The sequence below is a fragment of the Pseudomonas sp. 22085 genome (genome assembly GCF_052045815.1).
GTDB classification, from domain to species: Bacteria; Pseudomonadota; Gammaproteobacteria; order Pseudomonadales; family Pseudomonadaceae; genus Aquipseudomonas; species Aquipseudomonas glycinae.
This window is the reverse complement of the sequence record NZ_JBQEQA010000011.1, coordinates 87,963-112,909: the sequence shown is the minus strand read 5'-3', so window position 1 is coordinate 112,909 and position 24,947 is coordinate 87,963. Positions and strand designations below refer to the sequence as shown.

At 61.9% G+C, this 24,947-nt stretch carries 29 protein-coding genes; 17 read left to right on the top strand and 12 right to left on the bottom strand.

Annotation, left to right across the window (positions count from 1 at the left end; genetic code table 11):
• The first annotated feature begins 7 nt into the window (after nt 1-7).
• From motD to ACTJK7_RS15485, 5 genes are all read left to right on the top strand, one after another.
• Nucleotides 8-898 carry a flagellar motor protein MotD gene (gene motD, locus ACTJK7_RS15505; RefSeq protein ID WP_011333075.1) on the top strand — a complete coding sequence of 297 codons (891 nt, stop codon included), beginning with the start codon at nt 8-10 and terminating at the stop codon, nt 896-898.
• Between the two features lie 43 nt (nt 899-941).
• Nucleotides 942-1,730: a ParA family protein gene (locus tag ACTJK7_RS15500; protein ID WP_011333076.1), complete on the top strand. Its 789-nt coding sequence runs from the start codon at nt 942-944 to the stop codon at nt 1,728-1,730.
• 2 nt (nt 1,731-1,732) lie between these two features.
• Entirely contained in the window at nt 1,733-2,680 is a 948-nt protein-coding gene (locus ACTJK7_RS15495; protein ID WP_108560288.1) for a CheW domain-containing protein, read from the top strand.
• 73 nt (nt 2,681-2,753) lie between these two features.
• Nucleotides 2,754-3,239 (top strand): chemotaxis protein CheW, encoded by a 486-nt coding sequence (locus tag ACTJK7_RS15490; protein WP_007959223.1) that lies wholly within the window; start codon nt 2,754-2,756, stop codon nt 3,237-3,239.
• The gene (locus ACTJK7_RS15485; RefSeq protein WP_039769738.1) at nt 3,240-3,632 is read left to right on the top strand and encodes a DUF2802 domain-containing protein; all 393 of its coding nucleotides are present in this window, start codon (nt 3,240-3,242) and stop codon (nt 3,630-3,632) included.
• Nucleotides 3,633-3,803: 171 nt separating this feature from the next.
• Here ACTJK7_RS15485 and ACTJK7_RS15480 read toward each other — a convergent pair whose 3' ends face one another.
• A complete protein-coding gene (locus ACTJK7_RS15480; RefSeq protein ID WP_064378633.1) occupies nt 3,804-4,133 on the bottom strand; it encodes an EscU/YscU/HrcU family type III secretion system export apparatus switch protein in 330 nt (109 codons plus the stop codon).
• Nucleotides 4,130-5,704, bottom strand: a complete 1,575-nt coding sequence (gene fliK, locus ACTJK7_RS15475) for a flagellar hook-length control protein FliK (protein ID WP_108560293.1) — start codon at nt 5,702-5,704, stop codon at nt 4,130-4,132. The genes ACTJK7_RS15480 and fliK overlap by 4 nt, the downstream gene beginning before the upstream one ends.
• Before the next feature lie 197 nt (nt 5,705-5,901).
• Between fliK and ccmA the strand changes: the two genes are divergently transcribed.
• The 10 genes from ccmA to ACTJK7_RS15425 all read left to right on the top strand — a co-directional run bounded on the left by ccmA (nt 5,902) and on the right by ACTJK7_RS15425 (nt 13,285).
• A complete protein-coding gene (gene ccmA / locus ACTJK7_RS15470) occupies nt 5,902-6,537 on the top strand; it encodes a cytochrome c biogenesis heme-transporting ATPase CcmA (RefSeq protein ID WP_007959232.1) in 636 nt (211 codons plus the stop codon).
• On the top strand, nt 6,534-7,202 hold the full coding sequence (gene ccmB / locus ACTJK7_RS15465; protein WP_011333083.1) for a heme exporter protein CcmB: 669 nt from the start codon (nt 6,534-6,536) through the stop codon (nt 7,200-7,202). The genes ccmA and ccmB overlap by 4 nt, the downstream gene beginning before the upstream one ends.
• Nucleotides 7,203-7,280: 78 nt before the next feature.
• Nucleotides 7,281-8,036 carry a heme ABC transporter permease gene (gene ccmC, locus ACTJK7_RS15460; protein ID WP_108560299.1) on the top strand — a complete coding sequence of 252 codons (756 nt, stop codon included), beginning with the start codon at nt 7,281-7,283 and terminating at the stop codon, nt 8,034-8,036.
• The gene (ccmD, locus tag ACTJK7_RS15455; protein WP_011333085.1) at nt 8,033-8,209 is read left to right on the top strand and encodes a heme exporter protein CcmD; all 177 of its coding nucleotides are present in this window, start codon (nt 8,033-8,035) and stop codon (nt 8,207-8,209) included. The genes ccmC and ccmD overlap by 4 nt, the downstream gene beginning before the upstream one ends.
• Entirely contained in the window at nt 8,206-8,661 is a 456-nt protein-coding gene (gene ccmE, locus ACTJK7_RS15450; RefSeq protein ID WP_011333086.1) for a cytochrome c maturation protein CcmE, read from the top strand. Before ccmD ends, ccmE begins: the two co-directional genes overlap by 4 nt.
• Before the next feature lie 3 nt (nt 8,662-8,664).
• The gene (locus tag ACTJK7_RS15445; protein WP_440780655.1) at nt 8,665-10,653 is read left to right on the top strand and encodes a heme lyase CcmF/NrfE family subunit; all 1,989 of its coding nucleotides are present in this window, start codon (nt 8,665-8,667) and stop codon (nt 10,651-10,653) included.
• A complete protein-coding gene (locus ACTJK7_RS15440; protein ID WP_011333088.1) occupies nt 10,650-11,186 on the top strand; it encodes a DsbE family thiol:disulfide interchange protein in 537 nt (178 codons plus the stop codon). Before ACTJK7_RS15445 ends, ACTJK7_RS15440 begins: the two co-directional genes overlap by 4 nt.
• Nucleotides 11,183-11,653 carry a cytochrome c-type biogenesis protein gene (locus ACTJK7_RS15435; RefSeq protein WP_064378637.1) on the top strand — a complete coding sequence of 157 codons (471 nt, stop codon included), beginning with the start codon at nt 11,183-11,185 and terminating at the stop codon, nt 11,651-11,653. The genes ACTJK7_RS15440 and ACTJK7_RS15435 overlap by 4 nt, the downstream gene beginning before the upstream one ends.
• Nucleotides 11,650-12,852 (top strand): c-type cytochrome biogenesis protein CcmI, encoded by a 1,203-nt coding sequence (gene ccmI / locus ACTJK7_RS15430; protein WP_011333090.1) that lies wholly within the window; start codon nt 11,650-11,652, stop codon nt 12,850-12,852. Before ACTJK7_RS15435 ends, ccmI begins: the two co-directional genes overlap by 4 nt.
• A 25-nt stretch (nt 12,853-12,877) precedes the next feature.
• On the top strand, nt 12,878-13,285 hold the full coding sequence (locus ACTJK7_RS15425; protein WP_064378639.1) for a hypothetical protein: 408 nt from the start codon (nt 12,878-12,880) through the stop codon (nt 13,283-13,285).
• Nucleotides 13,286-13,337: 52 nt separating this feature from the next.
• On the opposite strand, the gene ACTJK7_RS15420 is transcribed toward ACTJK7_RS15425, so the two are convergent.
• Together ACTJK7_RS15420 and ACTJK7_RS15415 are read right to left on the bottom strand one after the other, a co-directional pair.
• Complete coding sequence (locus ACTJK7_RS15420; protein WP_108560305.1) at nt 13,338-13,913, bottom strand: PIN domain-containing protein; 576 nt, start codon at nt 13,911-13,913, stop codon at nt 13,338-13,340.
• The gene (locus tag ACTJK7_RS15415) at nt 13,910-14,377 is read right to left on the bottom strand and encodes a helix-turn-helix domain-containing protein (RefSeq protein WP_108560308.1); all 468 of its coding nucleotides are present in this window, start codon (nt 14,375-14,377) and stop codon (nt 13,910-13,912) included. The genes ACTJK7_RS15420 and ACTJK7_RS15415 overlap by 4 nt, the downstream gene beginning before the upstream one ends.
• Before the next feature lie 281 nt (nt 14,378-14,658).
• Between ACTJK7_RS15415 and ACTJK7_RS15410 the strand changes: the two genes are divergently transcribed.
• Nucleotides 14,659-15,063 (top strand): type II toxin-antitoxin system HicB family antitoxin, encoded by a 405-nt coding sequence (locus tag ACTJK7_RS15410; RefSeq protein WP_085666700.1) that lies wholly within the window; start codon nt 14,659-14,661, stop codon nt 15,061-15,063.
• A 46-nt stretch (nt 15,064-15,109) separates the two neighbouring features.
• Here the strand turns inward: ACTJK7_RS15410 and ACTJK7_RS15405 are convergent, their stop codons facing one another.
• Nucleotides 15,110-16,297, bottom strand: a complete 1,188-nt coding sequence (locus ACTJK7_RS15405) for an MFS transporter (protein ID WP_064378641.1) — start codon at nt 16,295-16,297, stop codon at nt 15,110-15,112.
• Nucleotides 16,298-16,538: 241 nt separating this feature from the next.
• Here ACTJK7_RS15405 and ACTJK7_RS15400 point away from each other — a divergent pair, with 241 nt between their 5' ends.
• The gene (locus ACTJK7_RS15400) at nt 16,539-17,159 is read left to right on the top strand and encodes a DUF5666 domain-containing protein (protein ID WP_108560311.1); all 621 of its coding nucleotides are present in this window, start codon (nt 16,539-16,541) and stop codon (nt 17,157-17,159) included.
• Between the two features lie 55 nt (nt 17,160-17,214).
• Here ACTJK7_RS15400 and ACTJK7_RS15395 read toward each other — a convergent pair whose 3' ends face one another.
• The 7 genes from ACTJK7_RS15395 to hyi form a co-directional block, all read right to left on the bottom strand.
• Nucleotides 17,215-18,213 carry a sulfate ABC transporter substrate-binding protein gene (locus ACTJK7_RS15395; RefSeq protein ID WP_011333096.1) on the bottom strand — a complete coding sequence of 333 codons (999 nt, stop codon included), beginning with the start codon at nt 18,211-18,213 and terminating at the stop codon, nt 17,215-17,217.
• Between the two features lie 104 nt (nt 18,214-18,317).
• Nucleotides 18,318-19,142, bottom strand: coding sequence for an ion transporter (locus ACTJK7_RS15390; protein ID WP_064594438.1), 825 nt, complete (start codon nt 19,140-19,142; stop codon nt 18,318-18,320).
• A 21-nt stretch (nt 19,143-19,163) separates the two neighbouring features.
• A complete protein-coding gene (locus ACTJK7_RS15385) occupies nt 19,164-20,078 on the bottom strand; it encodes an urea transporter (protein WP_108560314.1) in 915 nt (304 codons plus the stop codon).
• Nucleotides 20,079-20,229: 151 nt separating this feature from the next.
• Complete coding sequence (gene pyk, locus ACTJK7_RS15380; RefSeq protein ID WP_064378645.1) at nt 20,230-21,645, bottom strand: pyruvate kinase; 1,416 nt, start codon at nt 21,643-21,645, stop codon at nt 20,230-20,232.
• Nucleotides 21,642-22,916 (bottom strand): glycerate kinase type-2 family protein, encoded by a 1,275-nt coding sequence (locus ACTJK7_RS15375; protein WP_440780656.1) that lies wholly within the window; start codon nt 22,914-22,916, stop codon nt 21,642-21,644. Before ACTJK7_RS15375 ends, pyk begins: the two co-directional genes overlap by 4 nt.
• A gap of 170 nt (nt 22,917-23,086) precedes the next feature.
• The gene (locus tag ACTJK7_RS15370) at nt 23,087-23,980 is read right to left on the bottom strand and encodes a 2-hydroxy-3-oxopropionate reductase (protein ID WP_085747089.1); all 894 of its coding nucleotides are present in this window, start codon (nt 23,978-23,980) and stop codon (nt 23,087-23,089) included.
• Nucleotides 23,981-24,148: 168 nt separating this feature from the next.
• Nucleotides 24,149-24,931, bottom strand: a complete 783-nt coding sequence (gene hyi, locus ACTJK7_RS15365; protein WP_011333102.1) for a hydroxypyruvate isomerase — start codon at nt 24,929-24,931, stop codon at nt 24,149-24,151.
• Nucleotides 24,932-24,947: the final 16 nt, after the last annotated feature.

Genomic DNA, 24,947 nt, shown 5'->3' with positions numbered 1-24,947 from the left:
TGACCTCATGGCACGTCGTCGCCAGCATGAAGAGCACGTAAACCATGAACGTTGGCTGGTTTCCTACGCCGACTTCATCACCTTGCTCTTTGCCTTTTTCGTGGTGATGTACTCCATCTCGTCGATCAACGAAGGCAAGTACAAGATCATCTCCGAAGCGCTGATCGGGGTCTTCACCGACTCCGACCGCGCACTCAAGCCGATCCCGATCGGCGAAGAACGACCGAAGACCGTTACCCCGGCCAAGCCGCTGGTCAAGGACGCCGAGCAGGTTGACGCCGGCATCGCCGGGGCCAGCGATCCGCTGAAAAGCATCGCCGATGACATCAGTGCCGCGTTCGGCGACCTGATCTCGTCGAACCAGATGACCGTGCGCGGCAACGAGCTGTGGGTCGAGATCGAACTCAACTCCAGCCTGTTGTTCGGCAGCGGTGATGCGATGCCGAGCGACATCGCGTTCAACATCATCGACAAGGTCGCAGCGATCCTCAAACCGTTCGACAACCCGATCCACGTCGAAGGCTTCACCGACGATCAACCGATCCGCACTGCGCAGTACCCGACCAATTGGGAACTGTCCTCGGCGCGTTCGGCGAGCATCGTGCGCATGCTGGCGATGCAGGGTGTGAACCCTGGCCGCCTGGCGTCGGTGGGCTACGGCGAATTCCAGCCGGTGGCCAACAACGCCACCGCCGAAGGCCGGGCGAAGAACCGTCGTGTGGTGCTGGTGGTGTCGCGCAATCTCGATGTGCGCCGCAGCCTGACCGGCACCGGAACCGCCCATGCGCAACCGGATGCCGCGTTGAAGCGTGCTGGCACACAAACTGCACCGACCCCGGTCAAGACGCCGGGACGCGAGAGTGCCGTCAATTCTCCGTCGCCCGCATTAATACGCTGAACCATGTCTCGGCCGAGTATTCCGGCCGGGAGGAACGATCCGAATGAGAGTCTGGGCAGTCGCCAATCAAAAGGGTGGTGTTGGTAAAACCACTTCTTCCATCGCTTTAGCCGGGTTGCTGGCAGAGGCGGGCAAGCGCGTGGTCGTGGTCGATCTCGACCCGCACGGCTCGATGACCAGCTATTTCGGTTACGACCCCGACAGCCTGGAACACAGCAACTACGACCTGTTTCTGCACAAGGGCGGCGTGCCGCAAGGTCTGCCGGGCCAACTGCTGCTGTCGACCAGCGATGAGCGCATTTCCCTGTTGCCGTCGAGCACCGCGCTGGCCACCCTCGAGCGCCAATCGCCGGGGCAGAGTGGCCTGGGTCTGGTGATCGCCAAGAGTCTGGCGCAGCTGTGGCAGGACTTCGATTACGCAATCATCGACAGCCCGCCGCTGCTCGGCGTGCTGATGGTCAACGCCCTGGCCGCCAGTCAGCAACTGGTGATCCCGGTGCAGACCGAGCACCTGGCCGTCAAAGGCCTGGAGCGCATGGTCAACACCCTGGCGATGATCAACCGCTCACGCAAACAGGCGCTGCCGTTCAGTATCGTGCCGACCCTGTTCGACCGCCGTACCCAGGCGTCGATGGGCACCTTGCGCGTGCTGCGCGACAAATTCCCCGACGAGATCTGGCAGGGTTACATCCCGGTCGATACCCGTCTGCGCGACGCCAGTCGTGCCGGTGTCACGCCTTCGCAGTTTGACGGCAAGAGCCGTGGTGTGCTGGCTTACCGCGCGCTGCTCAAGCATCTGCTGGCGCAGCAACTCGTTCCGCAGGTGGCTTGAGCATGAATCGGCCGATCAAGCTGACGTCCAAGCCGCAACTGGCGCTGCAGTCCTATCTGGACGGCTTGCTGCAGGAAGTGACGGACGAGGTCGAGCAACCAGTCGTGGCGCCGGTCGAGGTGGTCGAGACCGCTGCGGCGCTGGATGAATTCCAGGCCGCCGTGCTTGAAGAGCAGGCCCGGGATGCGCAAAAAGCCGCCCGGCCGATCGTCCCGGTTGCAGCGCCTGCCGCTGTGGTAGCGAAGGCACCTGCGACGTTGATCAAAGAGCCTGAGCCGGTACGCGTGGTCTCGACGCTGGCCCCGTTGCTGCAAACCCAACTTCTGCAAACGCCGCCGGTTCCGGCGGCGCCAGAGCCTGATGCGCCTGCGCCAGCATCGGTCGAACCGACTCTGGTTGCGCCGTTGGTGGAAGTACATTTGCCACCCAGCAACACGCCGCCACCGGTAGAAACCGACGGTCGTCCGGCCTGGGCTTCGGAAGCGTTCGAATGCCTGCTGTTCGACGTCGCCGGGTTGACCCTGGCCGTGCCGCTGGTGTGCCTGGGCTCGATCTATTCGCTGGCCGGCCATGAGCTGACGCCGCTGTTCGGTCAGCCGGAATGGTTCCTCGGCATCCTGCCAAGCCAGGCCGGGAATCTGAAGGTGCTGGACACCGCACGCTGGGTCATGCCGGACCGTTATCGCGACGATTTCCGTCAGGGTCTGCAATACGTGATTTCGGTTCAGGGTTACGAGTGGGGCCTGGCAGTGCATCAGGTCAGTCGCTCGTTGCGCCTGGACCCGAATGAAATCAAATGGAGAAGTCACCGGGGTCAGCGGCCATGGCTCGCCGGCACGGTGATTGAGCACATGTGCGCCTTGCTCGATGTTTCCGCACTGGCCGAGTTGATCGCCAGCGGTGGGGCAAAGCACATGTCCGGCAGTAAGCCGAACCACAAACCGACATAACGACAGTACCGGCATTCAAATGCCGGCGAACGAAACACACACCGCCAGGCGCGGTTTTTCGAGGGGCTAGGGTATGAACGACAAGGCTACGGCGGCAAAGGGTTCCGAAGATCCGATCCTGCAATGGGTGACCTTCAAGCTGGACAACGAAACCTACGGCATCAACGTGATGCGCGTTCAGGAAGTCCTGCGCTACACCGAGATCGCCCCGGTTCCGGGTGCGCCAAGCTACGTGCTGGGCATCATCAACCTGCGCGGCAACGTGGTGACCGTGATCGATACCCGTCAGCGCTTTGGCCTGATGAGCGGTGAGATCAGCGACAACACCCGTATCGTTATCATCGAAGCCGACAAGCAGGTCGTGGGCATCATGGTCGACAGCGTGGCTGAAGTGGTTTACCTGCGTCAGTCGGAAATCGAGACCGCACCGAACGTCGGTAACGAAGAGTCGGCCAAGTTCATCCAGGGCGTTTGCAACAAGAACAACGAGTTGCTGATCCTGGTCGAGCTGGACAAGATGATGAGCGAAGAAGAGTGGTCGGAACTGGAGAACATCTGATTGATTCTCGAGGTAGCGGTCATTGTCCTGTTCCTGTTCTGGGCAGGCACGCTGGCGATGTTTCTGGCGTACATCAAGGCGCAGCGGGTGATCGCTGCGCAACAGGCCCAGGGCGATGCGCTGCGTGATCAGCGCATCAGGGACCTGGCCAAACGTGTCGACGATTACCAGAACGGCAACGTGCGCATGGGCGAAGCCCTGCACGAGCTGCGCGCGGTAGTCAGTCCGATTCCGGACAAGCTTTCCCAGCTCGAACAGCGCGATCCTTCCAGCCTGTCATTCGCCCAGGCGGCGAAACTGGTGGGAATGGGCGCGAGTGTCGATGAGCTGACCCAGTCCTGCGGGTTGACCCAGGCTGAGGCGGAGTTGATGCGCAAGCTGCACAAGAACTGATATTTGCGATCTGGATCGTTCCCACGCTCTGCGTGGGAATGCATCTTGGAACGCTCCGCGTTCCGCGTGTGAAGGGTGACGCAGAGCGTCACGGGCGGGTGTTCCCACGCAGAGCGTGGGAACAATCAGCGAAAAAAATCGCAGTCATCGATGGCTGCGATTTTTTTGCCTTCAGTAATCGTCACCGCGCTCGGTGATGTCCTTCTCGACCATCGGTGCATTCGGGTCCTGTCCCGCCGGGAACTTGCCCTTGAGATTCCAGGCAAACGCGATGATCTCGGCGATCGTGCGGTACAGCTCTTCGGGGATGCTGTCGCCCAGTTCCATTCGCGCCAGCAATTTCACCAGCTCGGCGTTTTCGTAGATCGGTACTTCACAGTCGCGGGCGATCCGCAGGATTTCTTCGGCCAGTTCTTCGTCGCCCTTGGCGGTGAGGGTCGGGGCGTGGCTGCCGTCGTATTTGAGGGCGATGGCCTGGCGTGGAGCGGTGGTGTCATTCATGCGGTTTCGTCGACCCAGCGGTGTTCGAGGCGGGTTTGGATGCCTTGCGGCGGGGTGCCGAGGTGGCAGTCGAGGTCGCCGACGTTCAGCCCGGAATCCAGCAGACGCTGGCGCAGTGCGCTCAGGTTGTTTTCGATCAGGCTCGCGGTGTACGGCCGCTCGGCCCACAACTGGCTGGACAGGCTGCCGCTGATCAATTGCGCCTGAATCTGCATCGGCCCCAGCGGTTCCATGTCGAACGCCAGATCGACGCGCCACAGTTGCTGCTTCGGTTCGCGCTCATCGCGGCGCTGCTCGTTGGCTTCCTGTTTCTCCGGTGCTTCTTCGCGCTGGAACTTGACCTGCAACGGCACGATGTCCTGCAGGTTGCGCATCGGGATTTCCAGTTGCCAGGTGCTGAGCAGACGGCCGTCGTCGGTCACGCCGGTCTGTTCCAGACTCGACAGCTGATGACTTTGCAGGCGCGAAACGGCAGCTGCGGCCAGGCGCAGCAAATGTTCCAGATCGCCTTCACCTTCCAGACTTTGCAGCAGCCGGTCGGGCAGCGGGAAACTGCTCGGCACCGGTTTCGCGCTGACCTGACCGAGCATGCCGAGGGCGTTGCGCACGAAACTCGGTAGCGCCTGGGCCAGCGTGTTGGCGGCGATGATCGCATTCAGATTGGTATTGCCGGGCAGGCCGGGGGTGAGCTGGGCGATCAGCTTGAGCAGATCGGCTTTCATGTCCGGGGCCTGCGTCGGGGTCTGCCCGGTCAGCAGTTTGGTTTCGAGGAACACGCCGCTGTTGGCCAGCGCCTGGGCCAGACCTTTCGGCGTGCTCAGTTGCTGCACGTCCGGCAGATTGGCGAGCAGTTTGTCTACGGCGGCGCGCAAGTCCTGGGAGGTCTGATCGGTGGCGGGGGGAAGGCTCTGGAGCATTTTCAGCAAGCCGTCGAGCGAACCCTGACGGCTTTGCTGACTGACCAGTTGCTGGCTGACCGCCAGTTGTTCCTGGCGATTGCTCAGCGGCAGAAACTTCAGGGTCTGCGAGTCCTGCACCAGCGCCGACAGCAAGGTGCCGATGCGCAGCGGTTGCGGGCTGTCGATGCTCAGGGTGGTGCCGCTCAACGCGGTGTTGAGCAGGCTGACCATCGAGCGGTACACCGTCGGTTGCCCCGGCACCTGCGGCAAGACCTGAGCCGTCAGCACCTTGCCTTGCAGCAGCGTGCCGACCGGCAGTTGCGCGGTGTCGATGCGGGTGAGGGTAGCGACGCTGCTGGCGATGGCCTGTTGCACGGTGATCGCCAGATTGCCCGCCGACGGCTGGGTGATCGCGAGACTGGTGCCCTGAGGCAGCGGCAGATTGCTGGTCGCCTGCACGGTGGTCTGACGGCCGCTGTCCAGTGTCACCTTGAGCAGCAATTGAAAGGTCTGATCCGCCTGCTTGAGCGACAACACCTCGGCTTTTGCGCTCTGGCCGGCGGCAATCAGCCCGTCGACCGGCGTCAGCAACTTCAGCAGCTCACCCACCTGCGGGCGAACGGTCGCCGGGGTGGTGGGCGGGAGCGGGAGGATGTTCATTTCGCCTGTCATACGCGGACACAACCTGAGGAAAATGCACTCGGGAGAGCGGGGGACGCCATGTATAATGCCGCCCGTCCTTCCATTCGTTCAAAAAACATAGCAATTGTTTGACGCAGCTCTCTGGATTGAGCCGTCATTGCATTTATGCTGCAACTCTTTAACGGCCGCGCCAGAGCCGACTTGAACCGTATAAGGCCCGTGAACCCTTGACCAGTCCTGTCCTGCAAACCGTCGCCCTCGCGTGTGAACGTGATCTCAGACTGCTCTTCGACAATCTCGAATTGAGACTGGCCAGTGGCGATATGGTGCAGATCAGCGGCCCCAACGGCAGCGGCAAGACCAGTTTGCTGCGTTTGCTGGCCGGTCTGATGCAGCCGACCGATGGCCAGGTATTGCTCAACGGCAAGCCACTGGGCGAGCAACGCAGTGAACTGGCGCGCAACCTGCTGTGGATCGGCCATGCTGCCGGGATCAAGGACTTGCTCACGCCGGAAGAAAATCTCGCCTGGCTCTGCGCCCTGCATCAACCCGCCGAACGCGACGCGATCTGGCAGGCCCTGGCGGCGGTTGGATTGCGCGGTTTCGAGGATGTTCCCTGCCACAGTCTGTCCGCTGGTCAGCAGCGCCGCGTGGCGCTGGCGCGGTTGTATCTCGATAGCCCGCCGTTGTGGATTCTCGATGAACCGTTCACTGCGCTGGACAAACAGGGCGTGGCACAGCTTGAAGAACACCTGGCCGGGCACTGCGAACGGGGAGGGCTGGTGGTGCTCACCACCCACCACACGCTGAGCCGGATGCCGGCCGGTTATCGCGACATCGACCTGGGGAATTGGGCGGTATGAGTGTGTTCGGCCTGCTGGTTGCCCGTGAATCCCGACTGCTGTTCCGCCGCCCGGCGGAGCTGGCCAATCCGCTGATTTTCTTCGCCATCGTCATCGCGCTGTTCCCGCTGGCCGTCGGACCGGAAACTCAAGTATTGCAAAACTTGTCCCCGGGGTTAGTCTGGGTGGCGGCACTGTTGTCGGTCCTGCTCTCGCTGGACGGGCTTTTCCGCAGTGATTTCGAAGATGGCTCCCTTGAACAGTGGGTCCTTTCGCCGCACCCCCTGCCACTTCTGGTATTGGCCAAGGTGCTGGCACACTGGCTTTTTTCCGGGCTGGCACTGGTTTTGCTCTCGCCGTTACTGGCGTTGATGCTCGGGTTGCCGGCTGCGTGTCTGCCGGTATTGCTGCTTTCGTTGCTGCTGGGAACACCGGTGCTGAGCTTGCTCGGAGCGGTGGGCGCGGCGCTGACGGTCGGTCTGAAACGCGGTGGCCTGTTGCTGGCGCTGCTGATTCTGCCGTTGTACATCCCGGTGTTGATCCTCGGCAGTGGCGCCTTGCAGGCGGCGTTGCAGGGCATGCCGGCGCTTGGTTATCTGTTGTGGCTTGGTAGCCTGACCGCCCTGGCAATAACCCTGACACCTTTTGCAATAGCGGCTGGCCTGAAGATCAGCGTCGGCGAATAATGAGGTCTGGTTAAAATTTAACCAGCAAAGACCCTGAGACTGCTCACACCGATGAGCGGCACCCGTGATGGAAACAGTATGAACTGGACCTGGTTTCACAAGCTCGGCTCGCCCAAGTGGTTCTACGGCATCAGCAGCAAGTTCCTGCCGTGGTTGAGCATCGCAGCGTTGTTGCTGATCTGCGTTGGCGTCATCTGGGGCCTGGCCTTCGCGCCGCCGGACTATCAGCAAGGCAACAGCTTTCGCATCATCTATATCCACGTACCCGCCGCGATGCTCGCTCAGTCGATCTACGTGATGCTGGCGGTGTGCGGGGTGGTCGGGCTGGTGTGGAAGATGAAACTGGCCGACGTCGCCCTGCAATGCGCCGCACCGATCGGCGCGTGGATGACCGCCGTGGCGCTGGTCACCGGGGCGATCTGGGGCAAGCCGACCTGGGGTTCGTGGTGGGTCTGGGACGCGCGGCTGACCTCGATGCTGATTCTGCTGTTCCTGTACTTCGGCGTGATCGCCCTGGGCAACGCCATCAGCAATCGCGACAGCGCCGCCAAGGCCTGCGCGGTGCTGGCCATCGTCGGTGTGATCAACATTCCGATCATCAAATACTCGGTGGAGTGGTGGAACACCCTGCATCAGGGCGCGACCTTCACCCTCACCGAAAAACCGGCGATGCCCGTCGAGATGTGGCTGCCGCTGCTGCTGACGGTGCTGGGTTTCTACTGTTTCTTCGGCGCCGTGCTGTTGCTGCGCATGCGCCTTGAAGTGCTCAAGCGCGAAGCCCGCGCCAGTTGGGTGAAAGAAGAAGTGCAGAACTGTCTGGAGGCCGCTCGATGAGTTTCGCGTCATTCGGCGACTTCCTCGCCATGGGCCATCACGGCCTGTATGTCTGGTCGGCCTACGGCATCTGTCTGGCGGTACTGATCCTCAACGTGGCGGCGCCGATCGCGGCCCGCAAGCGTTATCTGCAACAAGAGGCGCGTCGTCTGCGCCGGGAGAACGGCAAGTGAATCCGCTGCGTAAAAAGCGTCTGATCATCATCCTGGCAATTCTGGTCGGGGTCGGCGCTGCCGTCGGCCTGGCCCTGAGCGCCCTGCAGCAGAACATCAACCTGTTTTACACCCCGACCCAGATCGCCAACGGCGAAGCGCCGCAGGACACCCGCATCCGCGCCGGCGGCATGGTCGAGAAGGGCTCGCTGCAACGCTCCACGGATTCGCTGGACGTGAAATTCGTGGTCACTGACTTCAACAAGTCCGTGACCATCACCTACCGTGGAATCCTGCCGGATCTGTTCCGTGAAGGGCAGGGCATCGTCGCACTGGGCAAGCTCAACGCCGATGGCGTGGTGGTTGCCGATGAAGTGCTGGCCAAGCACGACGAGAAATACATGCCGCCTGAAGTGACCAAAGCCCTGAAGGACAGCGGTCAATCCGCGCCAACCCCTGCGAAGGAGGGTTGATCGATGACATCCAGCATTTTCATTCCTGAGTTGGGCCATCTGGCCATGATCCTCGCGCTGTGTTTTGCGCTGGTGCAGGCCGTGGTGCCGTTGCTCGGTGCCTGGCGCGGCGATCGTCTGTGGATGGGCTTGGCTCAACCGGCCGCGTGGGGGCAGTTCGCATTCCTGCTGTTCGCCTTCGGTTGCCTGACCTACGCCTTCATGACCGACGATTTCTCCGTGGCCTACGTCGCGATGAACTCCAACAGCGCGCTGCCGTGGTACTACAAGTTCAGCGCGGTGTGGGGCGCCCACGAAGGGTCGCTGCTGCTGTGGGCGCTGATCCTCGGCGGCTGGACCTTCGCGGTGTCGGTGTTCTCGCGGCAGTTGCCGCAAGTCATGCTCGCTCGCGTGCTGGCGGTGATGGGCATGATCAGCACCGGTTTTCTGCTGTTCCTGATTCTGACCTCAAACCCGTTTTCGCGGATCCTGCCGCAGATCCCGGCCGACGGTCGTGACCTCAATCCGCTGCTGCAGGACATCGGCCTGATCGTTCATCCGCCGATGCTTTACATGGGTTACGTCGGTTTCTCGGTGGCGTTCGCGTTCGCCATCGCCGCACTGCTCGGCGGTCGTCTCGATGCCGCGTGGGCGCGTTGGTCGCGTCCGTGGACCATTGTTGCCTGGGCTTTCCTCGGCATCGGCATCACCCTCGGTTCGTGGTGGGCCTACTACGAACTCGGCTGGGGTGGCTGGTGGTTCTGGGACCCGGTGGAAAACGCATCGTTCATGCCATGGCTGGTGGGCACGGCGCTGATTCACTCGCTGGCGGTCACCGAGAAACGTGGCGTGTTCAAGAGCTGGACGGTGTTGCTGGCGATTGCCGCATTCTCCCTGAGCCTGCTCGGCACTTTCCTTGTGCGTTCCGGCGTGCTGACCTCGGTGCACGCGTTTGCCTCCGATCCCGAGCGCGGCGTGTTCATCCTGATCTTCTTGCTGTTCGTGGTCGGTGGTTCGCTGACCCTGTTTGCGCTCCGCGCGCCGGTGGTCAAGAGCCAGGTCGGCTTCAACCTGTGGTCGCGGGAAACCCTGCTGCTGGGTAACAACCTGGTGCTGGTCGTGGCGGCGTCGATGATCCTGCTCGGCACGCTGTACCCGCTGATTCTCGATGCGATCAGCGGCGCCAAGCTGTCGGTCGGCCCGCCGTACTTCAACGCGCTGTTCATTCCGTTGATGGCGCTGTTGATGCTGGTGATGGCGGTCGGCGTGATCGTGCGCTGGAAAGACACCCCGGTGAAATGGCTGGTCAGCATGCTGACTCCGGTGCTGCTCGGCAGCGTGGCGCTGGCGGTGGTGGCCGGTGTCGCTTACGGCGATTTCAACTGGGCGGTGATCGCGACGTTCCTGCTTGCGGCCTGGGTGTTGCTGGCCGGTGTGCGCGACATCTTCGACAAGACTCGTCACAAAGGCCTGATCAAAGGCCTGCCGATCCTGACCCGCAGCTACTGGGGCATGCAGATCGCCCACCTCGGGATCGCCGTCTGTGCGCTGGGCGTGGTGTTGTCGAGCCAGAACAGTGCCGAACGTGACCTGCGCCTGGCGCCGGGCGAGTCGATGGATTTGGCCGGTTATCAGTTCGTGTTTGAAGGCGCCAAGCACTTCGAAGGCCCGAACTTCACCTCCGACAAGGGCACCGTCCGAGTGATCCGCAACGGTCAGGAAATCAGCGTACTGCACCCGGAAAAACGCCTGTACACCGTGCAGAACTCGGTGATGACCGAGGCCGGGATCGACGCCGGTTTCACCCGTGACCTCTACGTCGCCTTGGGTGAACCGCTGGGTGACGGCGCCTGGGCGGTGCGGGTTCACGTCAAACCGTTCGTGCGCTGGATCTGGTTCGGCGGCCTGCTGACCGGTTTCGGTGGTCTGCTGGCGGCGCTGGATCGGCGTTATCGAGTGAAGGTCAAAGCCAAGATGCGTGAAGCGCTGGGCATGGAAGGAGCCGCTGCATGAGACGTTGGTTGATGCTGGTGCCATTGGCGATTTTCCTGCTGGTGGCCGTATTCCTTTATCGCGGTCTGTACCTGGATCCGGCGGAGCTGCCGTCGGCGATGATCGGCAAACCGTTTCCGGAGTTTTCCCTGCCGGCGGTGCAGGGCGACAAGACTCTGACCAAGGCTGACATCCTCGGCAAGCCGGCACTGGTCAACGTCTGGGGCACCTGGTGCATTTCCTGCCGGGTCGAGCACCCGGTGCTGAACAAACTCGCCGAGCGCGGCGTGGTGATCTACGGGATCAACTACAAGGACACCAACGCCGATGCGTTGAAGTGGCTGGCCGAGTTCCACAACCCTTATCAACTGGACATCCGTGACGATGAGGGCTCGCTGGGCTTGAACCTGGGTGTCTACGGCGCACCGGAAACCTTCTTCATCGACGCCAAGGGCATCATCCGCGACAAGTACGTCGGCGTGATCGACGAGCAGGTCTGGCGGGAAAAACTGGCGGCCAAGTATCAGGCACTGGTTGACGAGGCCAAGCCATGAAGCGCTTCTTAGCTGCTGTGGTGCTGGGCTTGAGCCTGGCCGGTGTGGCCCACGCTGCCATCGACACCTACGAGTTCGCCAAAGAAGGCGATCGCGAGCGTTTCCGCGAACTGACCAAGGAACTGCGCTGCCCCAAGTGCCAGAACCAGGACATCGCCGATTCCAACGCGCCGATTGCCGCCGACCTGCGCAAAGAGATTTTCCGCATGCTCGGCGAGGGCAAGGACAATCAGCAGATCATCGACTTCATGGTCGATCGCTACGGTGATTTCGTCCGCTACAAACCGGCGCTCAATGCCAAGACCGCTTTGCTCTGGTTCGGCCCGGCCGGTCTGCTGCTGGGTGGGTTCGTGGTGATTGCCGTGATCGTCCGCCGCCGTCGCGGGCAACGCGCCGAGACGCCGCAATCGCTGTCCCCTGAAGAGCGTCAGCGCCTCGACCAACTGTTGGATAAAAACCAAGAATGATTGATTTCTGGCTTGCCGCAGGGCTGTTGCTTCTGGTCGCCCTGAGTTTTCTGCTGATCCCCGTCCTGCGCGAACGTCGCGCCCAGCGTGAAGAGGATCGAACCGCTCTCAACGTCGCCCTGTATCAGGAACGCGTCGCCGAACTGCAATCGCAGCAGGCCGAAGGCGTCCTCGACGCCGCACAAATGGACAGCGGCCGCGCCGAAGCCGCCCGTGAATTGCTGGCCGACACCGAAGGCGTGGCGCCGGCGCGGGTTTCGCGTTTGGGCAAGCCTTTGCCATTGCTGGCAGCGGTGCTGGTGCCGGTGTTGGGCCTCGGTCTGTACCTGCACTTTGGCGCGAGCGACAAGGTCGAACTGACCCGCGAGTTCGCCCAGGCGCCACAGTCGATGGAAGAGATGACCCAACGTCTGGAGCGCGCAGTCGCAGCACAACCGGATTCGGCTGAAGGCGTGTACTTCCTCGGTCGCACCTACATGGCTCAGGATCGCCCGGCGGACGCGGCGAAGATGTTCGAACGCGCGGTCAATCTCGCCGGTCGTCAGCCGGAACTGCTCGGCCAGTGGGCGCAGGCCCAATATTTCGCCGACAACAAGAAATGGTCGGACAAGGTTCAGGCCTTGACCGATGAAGCGCTGAAAGCCGATCCGAAAGAAGTCACCAGTCTCGGCCTGCTGGGCATCGCCGCGTTCGAAGGCGAGCGCTATCAGGAAGCCATCGACTACTGGAACCGTCTGCTGGCGCAACTGCCGCCGCAGGACAAATCCCGTGAGGCCCTGCAGGGCGGCATCACCCGCGCCACCGAGAAACTGCAGGCCAGCGGCGGTAAGGTCGCCCAGGCGCCGGCGGCGAAAGCGGCGGCGTTGTTGAAAGTGCGTGTGGATCTGGCCAGCGAGCTCAAAGCCAAGGTGCAACCGGGCGACAGCGTGTTCATTTTTGCCCGCGCCACCTCGGGCCCACCGGCGCCGCTGGCGGCCAAGCGTCTGACCGTCGCCGACCTGCCGGTGACCGTCGAACTGGGCGATGCCGACGCAATGATGCCGCAATTGAAACTGTCGAACTTCCCCGAAGTCCAACTGGTTGCGCGCATCTCCCGTGCCGGTCAGCCGACCGCCGGTGAGTGGGTCGGTCGCAGCGGGCCTCTGCCCAGCAGCACCACCGCGCCGCAGACACTGACCATCGACAGCCCGGACAAATAGCCGGACACAACAGGAAAGCACCGCCATGAACGCCATCGCCCGAATCACAGTCCTCACACTGGCCCTGGGCTTGAGCGCATGTGCGGTGCAACGACCGGAGCCGACCACACGGCTGCCGCCGATCCCGCCGTCACAACCCGGCCCGACCCCGTCAACCACCCCGACGCCGAGCAAACCGGGCATCCCGGCCAAACCCGCCAAACCCGTCCCGCGCACCTCCGCCAGCTTCGCACCGCCCCCGGGCGGCAACAGCCACTGGGACCAGAAACTGGGCGTGTACGTACTCGACGACCAGACCAACACCTTCTACCGCCAGCGCACCTACTACCGCTGGAACAACGGCTGGAGCCGCTCGATCAGCCCCAACGGCCCGTGGGAAGAAACCAACATCCACGGCGTACCGGCGGGACTGGGCAAGCAGTTCGGGGAGTAATGAAAAACGGCGATCTCAGGATCGCCGTTTTGCTGTCTGGGGTGATGAGTTTTTAAAGGATCGCGTGATAACTGCTGAGTGCCTGGACCGATTTAATCAGGCCTTGTCGTTGCAGTAGATCAAGAAAGGGTTCGACGTCCATGGCAGGCATTTTCAGCTGCCGACGCTGTTTTTGGGCCGCTGCAACCACTGCTGCCGCATCAAGCCCCAAGAGGTTGTCGACGAACTCGTCCGGATGCTGCGCTTCGATGCCGAAAGGCTCCAGCGCTTTGCAGGGAAAGTCTTTCTGGTTGAACGTCACTATCACGCTTGCGCCGCAACGGATGGCCGCTGCCAGAACATGACGATCATCGCAGTCGGGCAAGCTGAGTCCGGCAATCAGGTCTTCATAGTCATGGACACAGGCGTCGGGTATCGCTTGATCCATCAGGCCGGACGTACGATCCAGCTGTTCCATCGTCAGGTCAGGGCGGTTCTTCAGCAGATTGCGTTTCCATTCGCAGTGAATCTCCTGGGTCCATCGCGCCCGAAATCGCCCCGAGAGGGCAAGCCACATGAGGAAATCTCTCAAGGGGGCGGGGTACAAGACGCATGCATCGTACAAAGCAGTAAAAGAGGAATGCCTCACTCGTATCCTGTCCTTAACGCCTGAGCTTGCTCTGCGAGAAGCGCCATTGCCTGCTCGCTGGCGGTGGTGCGCCGGTTCTTATAGTCCATCAGATCGGCAAAGCGCACACGTCGGTGCTTGCCTGTTTTGTGGTAGGACAACTCGCCGCTTTCCAGCAGTTTTATGAGGTGTGGACGTGAGACGTTGAGCAGGTCCGCGGCTTCCTGGGTCGTCAATTCGGCATGCACCGGTACGACCTGTACCGCGTTGCCGGCTGCCAGCTCCGCCAGAATGTCGATCAGCAGACGCAGGGCCGAGGTGGGCAGTTCAACGCGATGAGCTTCATTCTGCTCGTCGAAAATTTGGATGTGCTGAGTCTCGAAATGGGTCGCAAGGTAAGCGGCCAGGGCACGCTGCCCTTCAATGGCGGCTTTGACTTCGCGTTCTACGGGGAGGCTGATGGAGGGATGAATAACGGTCGACATGGCGAGTCCGGCTTTGGAAATGAGGAATGCCGGAACGTTATTCGAAATAAGCGAAAATCGCAATAAACGAAACAGGTGTGGGTTTTATGGTTTTTTCGCCAATAACCCCTGCACATATTCAACGAACGCCCGCGCCTTGACACTGGCCAGCCTACCCGTCGGAAAAACACCGCCGACAGGTAGTCAAAACATCCTGCAATACAACCAACGTTGTGTCACAACCTTCCGCAGACTACTAAAGGTATCTCTAGAGTTACTTTAATGGGCGAGGCAATTCCACAATGCAATACCCAATCTGCATCGAATGGGGTGACGAGAACACCGCCATCGGTATTCAGATCCCCGATATTCCCGGCGCGGTAACGGCCGGGGATACGTTTGAGGATGCCTACAACGCAGCCGTCGAGATTGCCCACATCATGCTGCAGGAAATCGCGGCGGATGGTGATTCGATTCCGATGCCGACCTCGGCGGCGACCCATCGCAACAATCCGGAATTTGCCGACATGGGCTGGGGCATGCTGGAGCTGGACATCTCGCCGTACATGGGCAAGACCGAAAAGGTCAATGTGACGTTGCCGGGCTATGTCATCCAGCGCATTGACCGCTATGTGCGTGAACACAATGTCAAAAGCCGCTCCTCTTTTCTGGCGGATGCCGCCATGGAAAAACTGGTCCGGCATTGAACCTCGAGCCCAGTCGGATCAGCGATCCAACAGGGCTTTTCAGGTTCTAGGCCGTTGCCAGAACGGTCTTCTGCGAAGCACTCAAAAACCGCACCAGCGCCAGCAGCGGGAACGCGCTGCCGACAATCACGATCCACAACCAGCCGCCATGCTCGTACACCGCACTGGCCACCGACGAGCCGAAGGCGCCGCCGACGAAGATGCTGGTCATGTACAGCGCATTGAGGCGGCCGCGGCTTTTGGCGTCGAGGGAGTAGACCGCGCGCTGGCCGAGCACCATGTTCATCTGCACGCAGAAATCGAGCACCACGCCGGTCACGGCCAGGCCGATCACGCTGTAGGCCGGGTGGATGAAGGCGGGCAGGAAACTCAGACTGGCGAACAGCATGGCCAGCAACGAAGCGATGCGGGTGTGGCCGGCGTCGGCCAGGCGTCCGCTGATCGGCGCGGCGATGGCACCGATGGCGCCGACCAGGGCGAAGATCGCGATTTCACTCTGGGACAGGCCATGGTTGCGCGCCAGTTCCAGCGGCACGGCGGTCCAGAACAGGCTGAAGGTGGCGAACATGCAGGCCTGGTAGAACGCTCGCTGACGCAGCACCGGTTGTTTGCGCAGCAGCGTCCACAACGATCCGAGTAACTGGCCGTAGGAGGCGCTGTGATCCGGCTGGCGTTTGGGCACAGTCAGCGCCAAAACCACGCTGATCGCTGCCATCAAGCCTGCCGCGATCATGAACATCGCCCGCCAGCCGAGGTGGTCGGCGACCACGCTCGACACTGGACGCGCCAGCAGAATCCCCAGCAGCAGACCGCCCATGATCCCGCCGACCACCCGGCCACGGGATTCTTCCGGCGCCAGATGCGCCGCCAATGGAATCAGCACCTGCACCGACACCGAGCTGAAGCCCACCAGCAACGAAATCAGCAGGAACACATTCGGTTGATCGGTAAACGCCGCACCCAGCAGGCTGGCAATTGCCACCACGGTGGTGATGATCATCAACCGGCGGTTTTCCAGCAGGTCCGCCAGCGGCACCAGAAAGAACAGGCCCAGCGCATAGCCGATCTGGGTCAGCGACACGATGAAACTGGCCATGGTGTCGCTCAGGCCGATGTCCGGCGCGATCAGGCCGATGATCGGCTGGGCGTAGTAGATGTTGGCAACGATGGCGCCGCAGCAGAAAGCGAACAGCAGCACCATGCCTCGGGTCATTGCGTGAGTTGTGGCGGTCATAGGGTTTCTCGATCCAGCGAAAAGGAATGCGGTGAGGCTATGGGACGGGCCGAGCCGGCAGTAGAGGCTTCTGATCGATATCAGTTATTCCGTTGCGGAATGGGTGGCGCCGAACAACCCATTGTTCATCGGCGAACCTTGCGTCCGACCGTCGAGCGTCGATGATACATTCACTTACATCTTGTTCGATAGCGTGCTTATGTTGTGACCGGGTTTCAGCATTCATCAACGGAGGATTGCGATGTTTCGTCAGTTGCTTCGCCACACCACAACGATTGCCCTGATCAGTCTGCTCGGCGCCACGGCCGTGCAGGCCGCCGAAGCGCCCGGCATGCGCATGGGCGTGCGCGGCGAAATCACCGGGGTCAGTCCCGACTCGCTCAAGATTCACGTCAACACGGGTGAAAACGTGGTGGTCCAGTTGACCCCGGACACCAAGGTCCGCGCGGTTACCCTGGCCAATATCGAAGACATCAAGCCCGGCAGCTACATCGGTTCGGCCGCCATTCCCCAAGAGGATGGCACGCTCAAGGCGCTGGAGGTTCATGTCTTCCCGCCGGAGCTGGCCGGCAGCGGCGACGGTCATCGGCCGTTCGACCTGGCCAAGGGCAGCAGCATGACCAACGGCAGCGTCGGCGATCTGGTGGTCAGCAACGGCCGGGTGCTGACCGTCAACTACAAGGGCGGTCAGCAGAAGATCCTGGTGCCGGAGGATGTGCCGATCGTCAACCTGACGCCGGGCGATCGCAGCCTGCTCAAGGTCGGGGTGAAGATCGTCACTTTCGTGACCCAGAGCGCGGACGGCACGCTGACCGCGCAATCGATCTCGGCGGGAAAGGATGGCGTGAAGCCACCCATGTAGCCGGCCACAAAAAAGGCGACCTCTTCAGGTCGCCTTCTTCATGTCAGCTCACGCCTTACTGGCCGTTGTAGATCTGGTCGAAGATCCCGCCATCGTTGAAGTGGGTCTTCTGCACGGTGCGCCAGTCGCCGAAGGTCTTCTCGACCGACAGGAAGTCGACTTTCGGGAAACGGTCGGTGTACTTGGCCAGCACCGCCGGGTCACGTGGACGCAGGTAGTTGGCGGCCGCGATTTCCTGGCCTTCCGGCGACCACAGGAACTTCAGGTATTCCTCGGCAGCGGCGCGGGAGCCTTTCTTCTCGACCACTTTGTCGACCACCGACACCGGCGGCTCGGCTTCGGCGGAGACGCTCGGGTAGATGACTTCGAACTGGTCGCGGCCGAACTCGCGGGCGATCATTTCGGCTTCGTTTTCGAAGGTCACCAGCACGTCGCCGATCTGGTTGGTCATGAACGTGGTGGTCGCGGCGCGGCCACCGGTGTCCAGCACCGGCGCCTGCTTGAACAGCTTGCCGACGAAGTCTTTGGCCTTGTTCTCGTCACCGCCGTTTTTCAGCACGTAGCCCCAGGCCGACAGGTAGGTGTAGCGGCCGTTGCCCGAGGTTTTCGGGTTCGGCACGATCACTTGCACGCCATCCTTGAGCAGGTCCGGCCAGTCTTTCAGGGCTTTCGGGTTGCCCTTGCGCACGATAAACACCGTGGCCGAGGTGAACGGCGCACTGTTGTTCGGCAGGCGGGTGACCCAGTCTTTCGGCACCAGTTGGCCGTTGTCGGCCAGGGCGTTGATGTCGGTGGCCATGTTCATGGTGATGACGTCAGCCGGCAGGCCGTCGATGACCGAACGGGCTTGCTTGCTCGAACCGCCGAAAGACATCTGCACCGTGATGTTTTCGTTGTGTTCGGCCTGCCAGTGTTTCTGGAACGCAGTGTTGTAGTCCTTGTAGAAATCGCGCATCACGTCGTAGGACACGTTGAGCAGGGTCGGTGCGGCCTGAGCCACGCTGCCGAAGGCAAGACCTGCGGCGAGAAGTGAGGCGCCAAAGAGTTTTTTCACTGCGCATTCCTTGTTCTGTGGGGGTGTTTTTATAAAGATGAGGCCATTTGCCAGCGACTATAGCGGGGCACGCATAGTCGTTTAAAGATTAAAAAGAACTTTGCTTATTCCATTTTCTTGAATAACGGGTTGCCGCATCGCGAACAGAAGGCGGCGCTGCTTTCATGGCTCTTTTTCTGGCAAACCGGGCAGTCGTGTTGCAACTGTTCACCACGCATCGCATTGGCCAGTTCAGCGGTGAAGATCCCGGTGGGCACGGCGATGATCGAGTAACCAGTGATCATCACCAGCGACGAAATCACCTGGCCCAACGGAGTCTTTGGCACGATGTCGCCGAAGCCGACGGTGGTCAGGGTCACGATAGCCCAATAGATGCCCTTGGGAATGCTGGTGAAACCGTGTTCCGGGCCTTCGATCACGTACATCAACGTACCGAACACGGTTACGAGAGTGCAGACGCTCACCAGAAACACCACGATCTTCTGCTTGCTGCCACGCAGCGCCGACATCAGATAGTTGGCTTGTTTGAGATAGGGACTGAGTTTGAGGACGCGGAAAATTCGCAGCATCCGGATGATCCGGATAATCAACAGGTACTGCGCATCGCTGTAGTACAGCGCGAGGATGCCTGGCACGATCGCCAGCAGATCCACCAATCCGTAAAAACTGAAGGCATAGCGCAACGGTTTGGGCGAGCAGTACAGACGCAGAATGTACTCGCCGGCAAAGATGATGGTGAACCCCCACTCGATATACGCCAGCACATCGGCGTAATTGCGGTGAACGCTGTCGATGCTGTCGAGCATCACGATCACCAGGCTGGCCAGAATGATCAGCAGCAGAATGCCGTCGAAACGTCGCCCGGCGGGGGTGTCGCTCTGGAAAATCATGACGTAAAGCTGTTCACGCCAGTGCTGGTTACTGTCCATGGATCACGCCTGAATCAAAGATCAGCGCAGCCTAGGTTGATTCTCCCCGTGAGCGCAAGGCGCGCCGCTGATCTGCGGTTGCTGCGTCAGGCGAATGCCGGTGCGCAGCAGCCAGCAGGCAAGAATGAACGGTGCCGTGAGAGTCGCCAGACCCAGGGCACTGAACAGCGGCGTCAGCAGCAGCGCCAGGCCGATGCCGAACAGCGGCAGCCACGGTTGCTGGCGCTGGGCGCTGAAGGCGAGGGCGGCAAGTACCGCGTTGTAGCCACCCAGACCGAGCAACGCGACCTGATTGTCGTGGTGCAACAGGCTGGAACCCAGGCCAATCGCCGAAGCCAGCAGCGCCCAGGCAAAGGCCCGGCGATCGGCGATCAGCAAACCGGCGGCGATCAGTCCACCGGCCAGCGGATGGCCGAGGAACATCACCTGACCGAAGCCTTTCAGGGCGGCACCGAGCAGGTTCACGGTGTTCAGTTCAAGCACTGGTGCGGCGGACAAAGGCTCGGCGAAACACAGGAACACCCAGCTCAGCAGCACGAACGGCGCGGTGTAGGCGGGCAGGTATTCGGTGAGGCGTGCGCGTTTGAGCCACTGCTGCGTGATCATCGCGCTCAGTCCGCCGGCCGCCAGAATCAGCGGCGGCAGCATCGGCGACCAGGGGAAATACAGGCTCAGCAACAGGCCGACCAGCACGCCGTTGTAGCTGAACAGTCCGGCCTGACGATCCGCCTTGGCGTAGTTGCGCCGTTGCGCGGTGAGCAAACCGGCGACCGCACCGAGCAGCGCGCCAGCAAACAACACTGGCGCGGTGAATAAAATGGCCAGAAGGCACAGCAGGCCACACAGCGGATGGCGCTGGAGGAAGATTTGACTGAAGCCGTTGAGCAAAGCCTCGGCCCAGTCAGGGCAGTGGGTGTTGAAATGATTGGCAGGCATGGCAGGTCATTCGGTACTGATCGTTCCCACGTCGAGGCGTCGAACCGTCTGCGTGGGAATGCCTCAAAGGACGCTCTGCGTCTGCTCTTGGGACGCAGAGCGTCCCGGGCCGCATTCCCACGCGGAGCGTGGGAACGATCTTGGTCAGTGGTTAAATCAATGTTTCGATCCGCAGCGAATTAGTCGATCCCGGCTGGCCAAACGGCACCCCCGCGGTGATCAGCAACGTATCGCCACGCTCGGCCATTCCTTGCGCCTGAGCGATTTCCAGCGCGGTCGAGCACACTTCATCCACCTGACGCAGGCGATCATTGACCACCGAATGAATGCCCCATGCCACGCTCAACCGGCGGGCGGTCTGCAGGTTCGGCGTCAGGTTGAGGATCGGCGCCTTTGGCCGCTCCCGCGCCGCACGCAGACTCGATGCCCCGGACTCGCTGTAGTTGACCAGCACTGCCACCGGCAGCACGTTGCTGATCCGGCGAATCGCGCAGCTGATCGCATCGGACACGGTCGCTTCGGCTTTCGGCCGGCTGACGTCGAGTTGGGTCTGGTAGTCCGGACCGTTTTCCACCTGGCGGATGATCTTGCTCATCATCTGCACGGCTTCCAGCGGGTATTCGCCGGACGCGGTTTCCGCCGACAGCATCACCGCATCGGCACCTTCGGCCACGGCGTTGGCCACGTCGGTGACTTCGGCGCGGGTCGGCGCCGGGGAGAAGCGCATCGACTCGAGCATCTGCGTCGCCACCACCACCGGTTTGCCGAGCTGGCGGCAGGTGGTGATGATGTTTTTCTGGATCTGCGGCACGCTCTCGGCCGGCACTTCCACGCCCAGATCACCGCGAGCCACCATGATCGCGTCGCTCAGTTCGGCGATCTCGCGCAGTTGCTCGACCGCCGACGGCTTCTCGATTTTCGCCATCAGGAACGCCTTGTCGCCGATCAGTTCGCGGGCCTCGAGGATGTCTTGCGGGCGCTGCACGAACGACAGCGCGACCCAGTCCACACCCAGCTCCAGACCGAAGCTCAGGTCGCGACGATCCTTGGTGGTCAGCGGGCTCAGGTCGAGCACCGCTTGCGGCACGTTCACGCCTTTGCGGTCCGACAGTTCGCCGCCGTTGAGCACGGTGGTGTCGATCGCGTCGGAGTATTTGGTGACGACCCGCAGGCGCAGTTTGCCGTCATCGAGCAGCAGATCCATCCCGGCTTCCAGCGCCGCGATGATCTCCGGATGCGGCAGGTTCACCCGGCGTTCGTCGCCCGGTGTCGCATCCAGATCGAGGCGGAAGGCCTGACCGCGATGCAACTGAACCTTGCCGTCAGCGAACTTGCCGACCCGCAGTTTCGGCCCTTGCAGGTCCATCAGGATCCCGAGCGGATAGTTGAGCTGGCGCTCGACTTCGCGGATCCACTGATAACGCTTGGCGTGGTCGGCGTGATCGCCGTGGCTGAAGTTGAGGCGGAAGATATTGACCCCGGCCTCGACCAGCTCGCGGATGTCTTCGATGCCGTCGACGGCAGGCCCGAGGGTGGCGAGGATTTTGACCTTTTTATCAGGCGTCATGATTTAGAGCTCTCGAGGATCAGGATGGCGCGGAAGTCGTTGACGTTGGTGCGAGTCGGCTCGGTGACGATCAGCGCATCGAGCGCCGCGAAGTAGCCGTAACCGTTGTTGTTATCCAGCTCGTCGCTGGCGCTCAGGCCCAGGGCGGCGGCGCGGGCGTAGCTGTCCGGGGTCATGATCGCGCCGGCGTTGTCTTCCGAGCCGTCGATGCCGTCGGTGTCACCGGCCAGCGCATAAACGCCCGGCTGGCCCTTGAGGCTGTCGGTGAGGCTGAGGAGGAATTCGGCGTTGCGTCCGCCACGGCCATTGCCGCGCACGGTCACCGTGGTTTCGCCACCGGAGAGAATCACGCACGGCGCCGCCAGCGGCTGACCGTGATGGATGATCTGGCGCGCGATGCCGGCGTGGACTTTCGCCACTTCCCGGGATTCGCCTTCCAGGTCGCCAAGAATCAGCGTGCTAAAGCCGGCCTGACGGCATTTTACTGCCGCGGCATCCAGCGATTGCTGAGGGCGGGCGATCAACTGGAAGTGACTGCGGGCCAGGCTCGGATCACCGGGTTTGACGGTTTCCGATTCCGGGCTTTGCAGCCAGCTGCGCACGGACGCCGGAATCTCGATGCCGTAGCGCTTGATGATGGCCAGCGCTTCGGCGCTGGTGCTCGGGTCGGCCACGGTCGGGCCGGAGGCGATGACCGTGGCGAGATCGCCCGGCACATCGGAAATCGCGTAGGTATAAACAGTCGCTGGCCAGCAGGCTTTGCCCAGGCGTCCGCCCTTGATCGCCGAGAGGTGCTTGCGCACGCAGTTCATCTCGCCGATGGTCGCGCCGGATTTGAGCAGGGCTTTGTTGATCGACTGCTTGTCGGCCAGGGTGATGCCTTCGGCCGGCAGCGCCAGCAGGGCAGAGCCGCCGCCGGACAACAGGAAAATCACGCGGTCGTCTTCGGTCAGGTCGCTGACCAGTTCCAGCACGCGCTTGGCCACGGCCAGACCGGCAGCGTCCGGCACCGGGTGCGCGGCTTCGACCACTTCGATTTTTTCGCACGGGGCGCCGTGACCGTAGCGGGTCACCACAAGACCCGAGACTTCACCTTCCCAGCAGCGCTCGACCACTTGCGCCATGGCAGCGGCGGCCTTGCCGGCGCCGATGACGATCACGCGACCTGTGCGGTCGGCCGGCAAATGAGCTTCGAGGACCTGGTTCGGATGGGCCGCGTCGATGGCTGTGGCAAACAGCTCGCGCAGCAGTTGTTGCGGATCGACCGACATGGCGGGCTCCCGGAATTCTTGTTATTGGGATAGAGCGACAGCGATGCAGCGACGCGATCCTTGTGGGAGCTGGCTTGCCAGCGATTCAGGCGCTGCGGTCTTTCAGGCCGAGCGAGTCGATGCCATCGCGGGCAAGCCCGCTCCCACAGGGAGCGGGTCAGGGACGTAACTTACTTCTTGTCGCGAATCGAGAAGTTGGCCATGTGTTCCAGGCCCTTGATCAGCGCCGAGTGGTCCCAGTTGCTGCCACCGATGGCCGCGCAGGTGCTGAACACTTGCTGGGCGTTGGCGGTGTTCGGCAGGTTGATGTTCAGCTCCTTGGCGCCTTGCAGGGCCAGGTTCAGGTCTTTCTGGTGCAGGCTGATACGGAAGCCCGGATCGAAGGTGCCTTTGATCATGCGCTCGCCGTGCACTTCGAGGATCTTCGAGGAGGCGAAACCACCCATCAGCGCTTCACGCACCTTGGCTGGATCGGCACCGTTTTTCGAAGCGAACAGCAGCGCTTCGGCGACGGCCTGAATGTTCAGGGCAACGATGATCTGGTTCGCCACCTTGGCGGTCTGACCGTCGCCATTGCCGCCGACCAGGGTGATGTTCTTGCCCATGGCCTGGAACAGCGGCAGTGCGCGTTCGAAGGCATCGGCGTCGCCACCGACCATGATGCTCAGGGTCGCGGCCTTGGCGCCGACTTCACCGCCGGACACCGGGGCGTCGAGGTATTGCGCGCCTTTCTCGTTGATCTTCGCGGCGAACGCCTTGGTGGCGGTCGGCGAGATCGAGCTCATGTCGATCACCACCTTGCCTTTGCCGATGCCGGCCGCGACGCCGTCGGCGCGGAACAGCACGTCTTCGACCTGCGGGGTATCCGGCACCATGACGATGATGAATTCGGCTTCCTGGGCCACGTCGCGCGGGTTGGCCAGAGCGACGGCGCCAGCGGCGACCAGGTCGGCAGGGGCGGCGTCGTGGTGCGCCGACAGGAACAGGCTGTGACCGGCTTTCTGCAGGTTCGCCGCCATTGGGTGGCCCATGATGCCGGTGCCGATGAATCCGATTTTAGCCATGAGAAATTCCTCTTTTTATTCTGATGCTGCAATGCAGTCTGGGAGACGCAGCAGATTCATTGTGGGAGCTGGCTTGCCAGCGATGGCGGTGGGTCAGGCAACATATCTGTTGTGTGTGCCAACGCCATCGCGGGCAAGCCCGCTCCCACAGGCTTTTGTGGTGTTCGTTCAGATCGCGTTGTGGGTCTTCAGCCAGCCGAGGCCCGCTTCAGTGGTGGTCAGCGGTTTGTACTCGCAGCCGACCCAGCCCTGATAACCGATGCGATCAAGGTGTTCGAACAGGAAGCGGTAGTTGATCTCGCCAGTGCCCGGCTCGTTGCGGCCCGGGTTGTCGGCCAGCTGCACATGGTTGATCTCGGCCAGGTGCGATTGCAGGGTGCGGGCCAGATCGCCTTCCATGATTTGCATGTGATAGATGTCGTATTGCAGGAACAGATTGGCGCTGCCGACCTGCTCGCGAATCGACAGGGCCTGTGCCGTGTTGTTCAGGTAGAAGCCCGGGATGTCGCGGGTGTTGATCGCTTCCATCACCAGTTTGATGCCGACGGCTTGCAGTTTGTCGGCGGCGTACTTGAGGTTGGCGACGAAGGTCTTTTCAACAGTGGCATCGTCCACGCCCTGCGGACGGATACCGGCCAGGCAGTTGACCTGGGTGTTGCCCAGCACCTGTGCGTAAGCGATGGCCAGATCGACCCCGGCGCGGAACTCTTCGACCCGGTCCGGCAGGCACGCGATACCGCGCTCGCCCTTGGCCCAGTCACCGGCCGGCAGGTTGAACAGCACTTGGGTCAGACCGTTGGCATCGAGCCTGGCCTTGATTTCGGCAGAGCTGAAATCGTACGGGAACAGATACTCGACACCGCTGAAGCCAGCCTTGGCGGCGGCGTCGAAACGGGCAAGGAAATCCTGTTCGGTGAACAGCATGGACAGGTTGGCTGCGAAACGCGGCATGGTGGTCTCCCGTTCT

Bases quoted from the DNA above. Each gene is read 5' to 3' on its own strand.
- ACTJK7_RS15435 (WP_064378637.1), top strand. From the start codon at position 11,183: ATGAAGCGCTTCTTAGCTGCTGTGGTGCTGGGCTTGAGCCTGGCCGGT.
- motD (WP_011333075.1), top strand. From the start codon at position 8: ATGGCACGTCGTCGCCAGCATGAAGAGCACGTAAACCATGAACGTTGG.
- ccmD (WP_011333085.1), top strand. From the start codon at position 8,033: ATGAGTTTCGCGTCATTCGGCGACTTCCTCGCCATGGGCCATCACGGC.
- ccmC (WP_108560299.1), top strand. From the start codon at position 7,281: ATGAACTGGACCTGGTTTCACAAGCTCGGCTCGCCCAAGTGGTTCTAC.
- ACTJK7_RS15375 (WP_440780656.1), bottom strand. From the start codon at position 22,916: ATGTCGGTCGATCCGCAACAACTGCTGCGCGAGCTGTTTGCCACAGCC.
- hyi (WP_011333102.1), bottom strand. From the start codon at position 24,931: ATGCCGCGTTTCGCAGCCAACCTGTCCATGCTGTTCACCGAACAGGAT.
- ACTJK7_RS15405 (WP_064378641.1), bottom strand. From the start codon at position 16,297: ATGACCGCCACAACTCACGCAATGACCCGAGGCATGGTGCTGCTGTTC.
- fliK (WP_108560293.1), bottom strand. From the start codon at position 5,704: ATGACAGGCGAAATGAACATCCTCCCGCTCCCGCCCACCACCCCGGCG.
- ACTJK7_RS15410 (WP_085666700.1), top strand. From the start codon at position 14,659: ATGCAATACCCAATCTGCATCGAATGGGGTGACGAGAACACCGCCATC.
- ccmB (WP_011333083.1), top strand. From the start codon at position 6,534: ATGAGTGTGTTCGGCCTGCTGGTTGCCCGTGAATCCCGACTGCTGTTC.
- ACTJK7_RS15390 (WP_064594438.1), bottom strand. From the start codon at position 19,142: ATGGACAGTAACCAGCACTGGCGTGAACAGCTTTACGTCATGATTTTC.
- ACTJK7_RS15445 (WP_440780655.1), top strand. From the start codon at position 8,665: ATGACATCCAGCATTTTCATTCCTGAGTTGGGCCATCTGGCCATGATC.
- ACTJK7_RS15415 (WP_108560308.1), bottom strand. From the start codon at position 14,377: ATGTCGACCGTTATTCATCCCTCCATCAGCCTCCCCGTAGAACGCGAA.
- ACTJK7_RS15400 (WP_108560311.1), top strand. From the start codon at position 16,539: ATGTTTCGTCAGTTGCTTCGCCACACCACAACGATTGCCCTGATCAGT.
- ACTJK7_RS15385 (WP_108560314.1), bottom strand. From the start codon at position 20,078: ATGCCTGCCAATCATTTCAACACCCACTGCCCTGACTGGGCCGAGGCT.
- ACTJK7_RS15500 (WP_011333076.1), top strand. From the start codon at position 942: ATGAGAGTCTGGGCAGTCGCCAATCAAAAGGGTGGTGTTGGTAAAACC.
- ACTJK7_RS15425 (WP_064378639.1), top strand. From the start codon at position 12,878: ATGAACGCCATCGCCCGAATCACAGTCCTCACACTGGCCCTGGGCTTG.
- pyk (WP_064378645.1), bottom strand. From the start codon at position 21,645: ATGACGCCTGATAAAAAGGTCAAAATCCTCGCCACCCTCGGGCCTGCC.
- ACTJK7_RS15440 (WP_011333088.1), top strand. From the start codon at position 10,650: ATGAGACGTTGGTTGATGCTGGTGCCATTGGCGATTTTCCTGCTGGTG.
- ccmI (WP_011333090.1), top strand. From the start codon at position 11,650: ATGATTGATTTCTGGCTTGCCGCAGGGCTGTTGCTTCTGGTCGCCCTG.
- ACTJK7_RS15370 (WP_085747089.1), bottom strand. From the start codon at position 23,980: ATGGCTAAAATCGGATTCATCGGCACCGGCATCATGGGCCACCCAATG.
- ACTJK7_RS15495 (WP_108560288.1), top strand. From the start codon at position 1,733: ATGAATCGGCCGATCAAGCTGACGTCCAAGCCGCAACTGGCGCTGCAG.
- ACTJK7_RS15490 (WP_007959223.1), top strand. From the start codon at position 2,754: ATGAACGACAAGGCTACGGCGGCAAAGGGTTCCGAAGATCCGATCCTG.
- ACTJK7_RS15480 (WP_064378633.1), bottom strand. From the start codon at position 4,133: ATGAATGACACCACCGCTCCACGCCAGGCCATCGCCCTCAAATACGAC.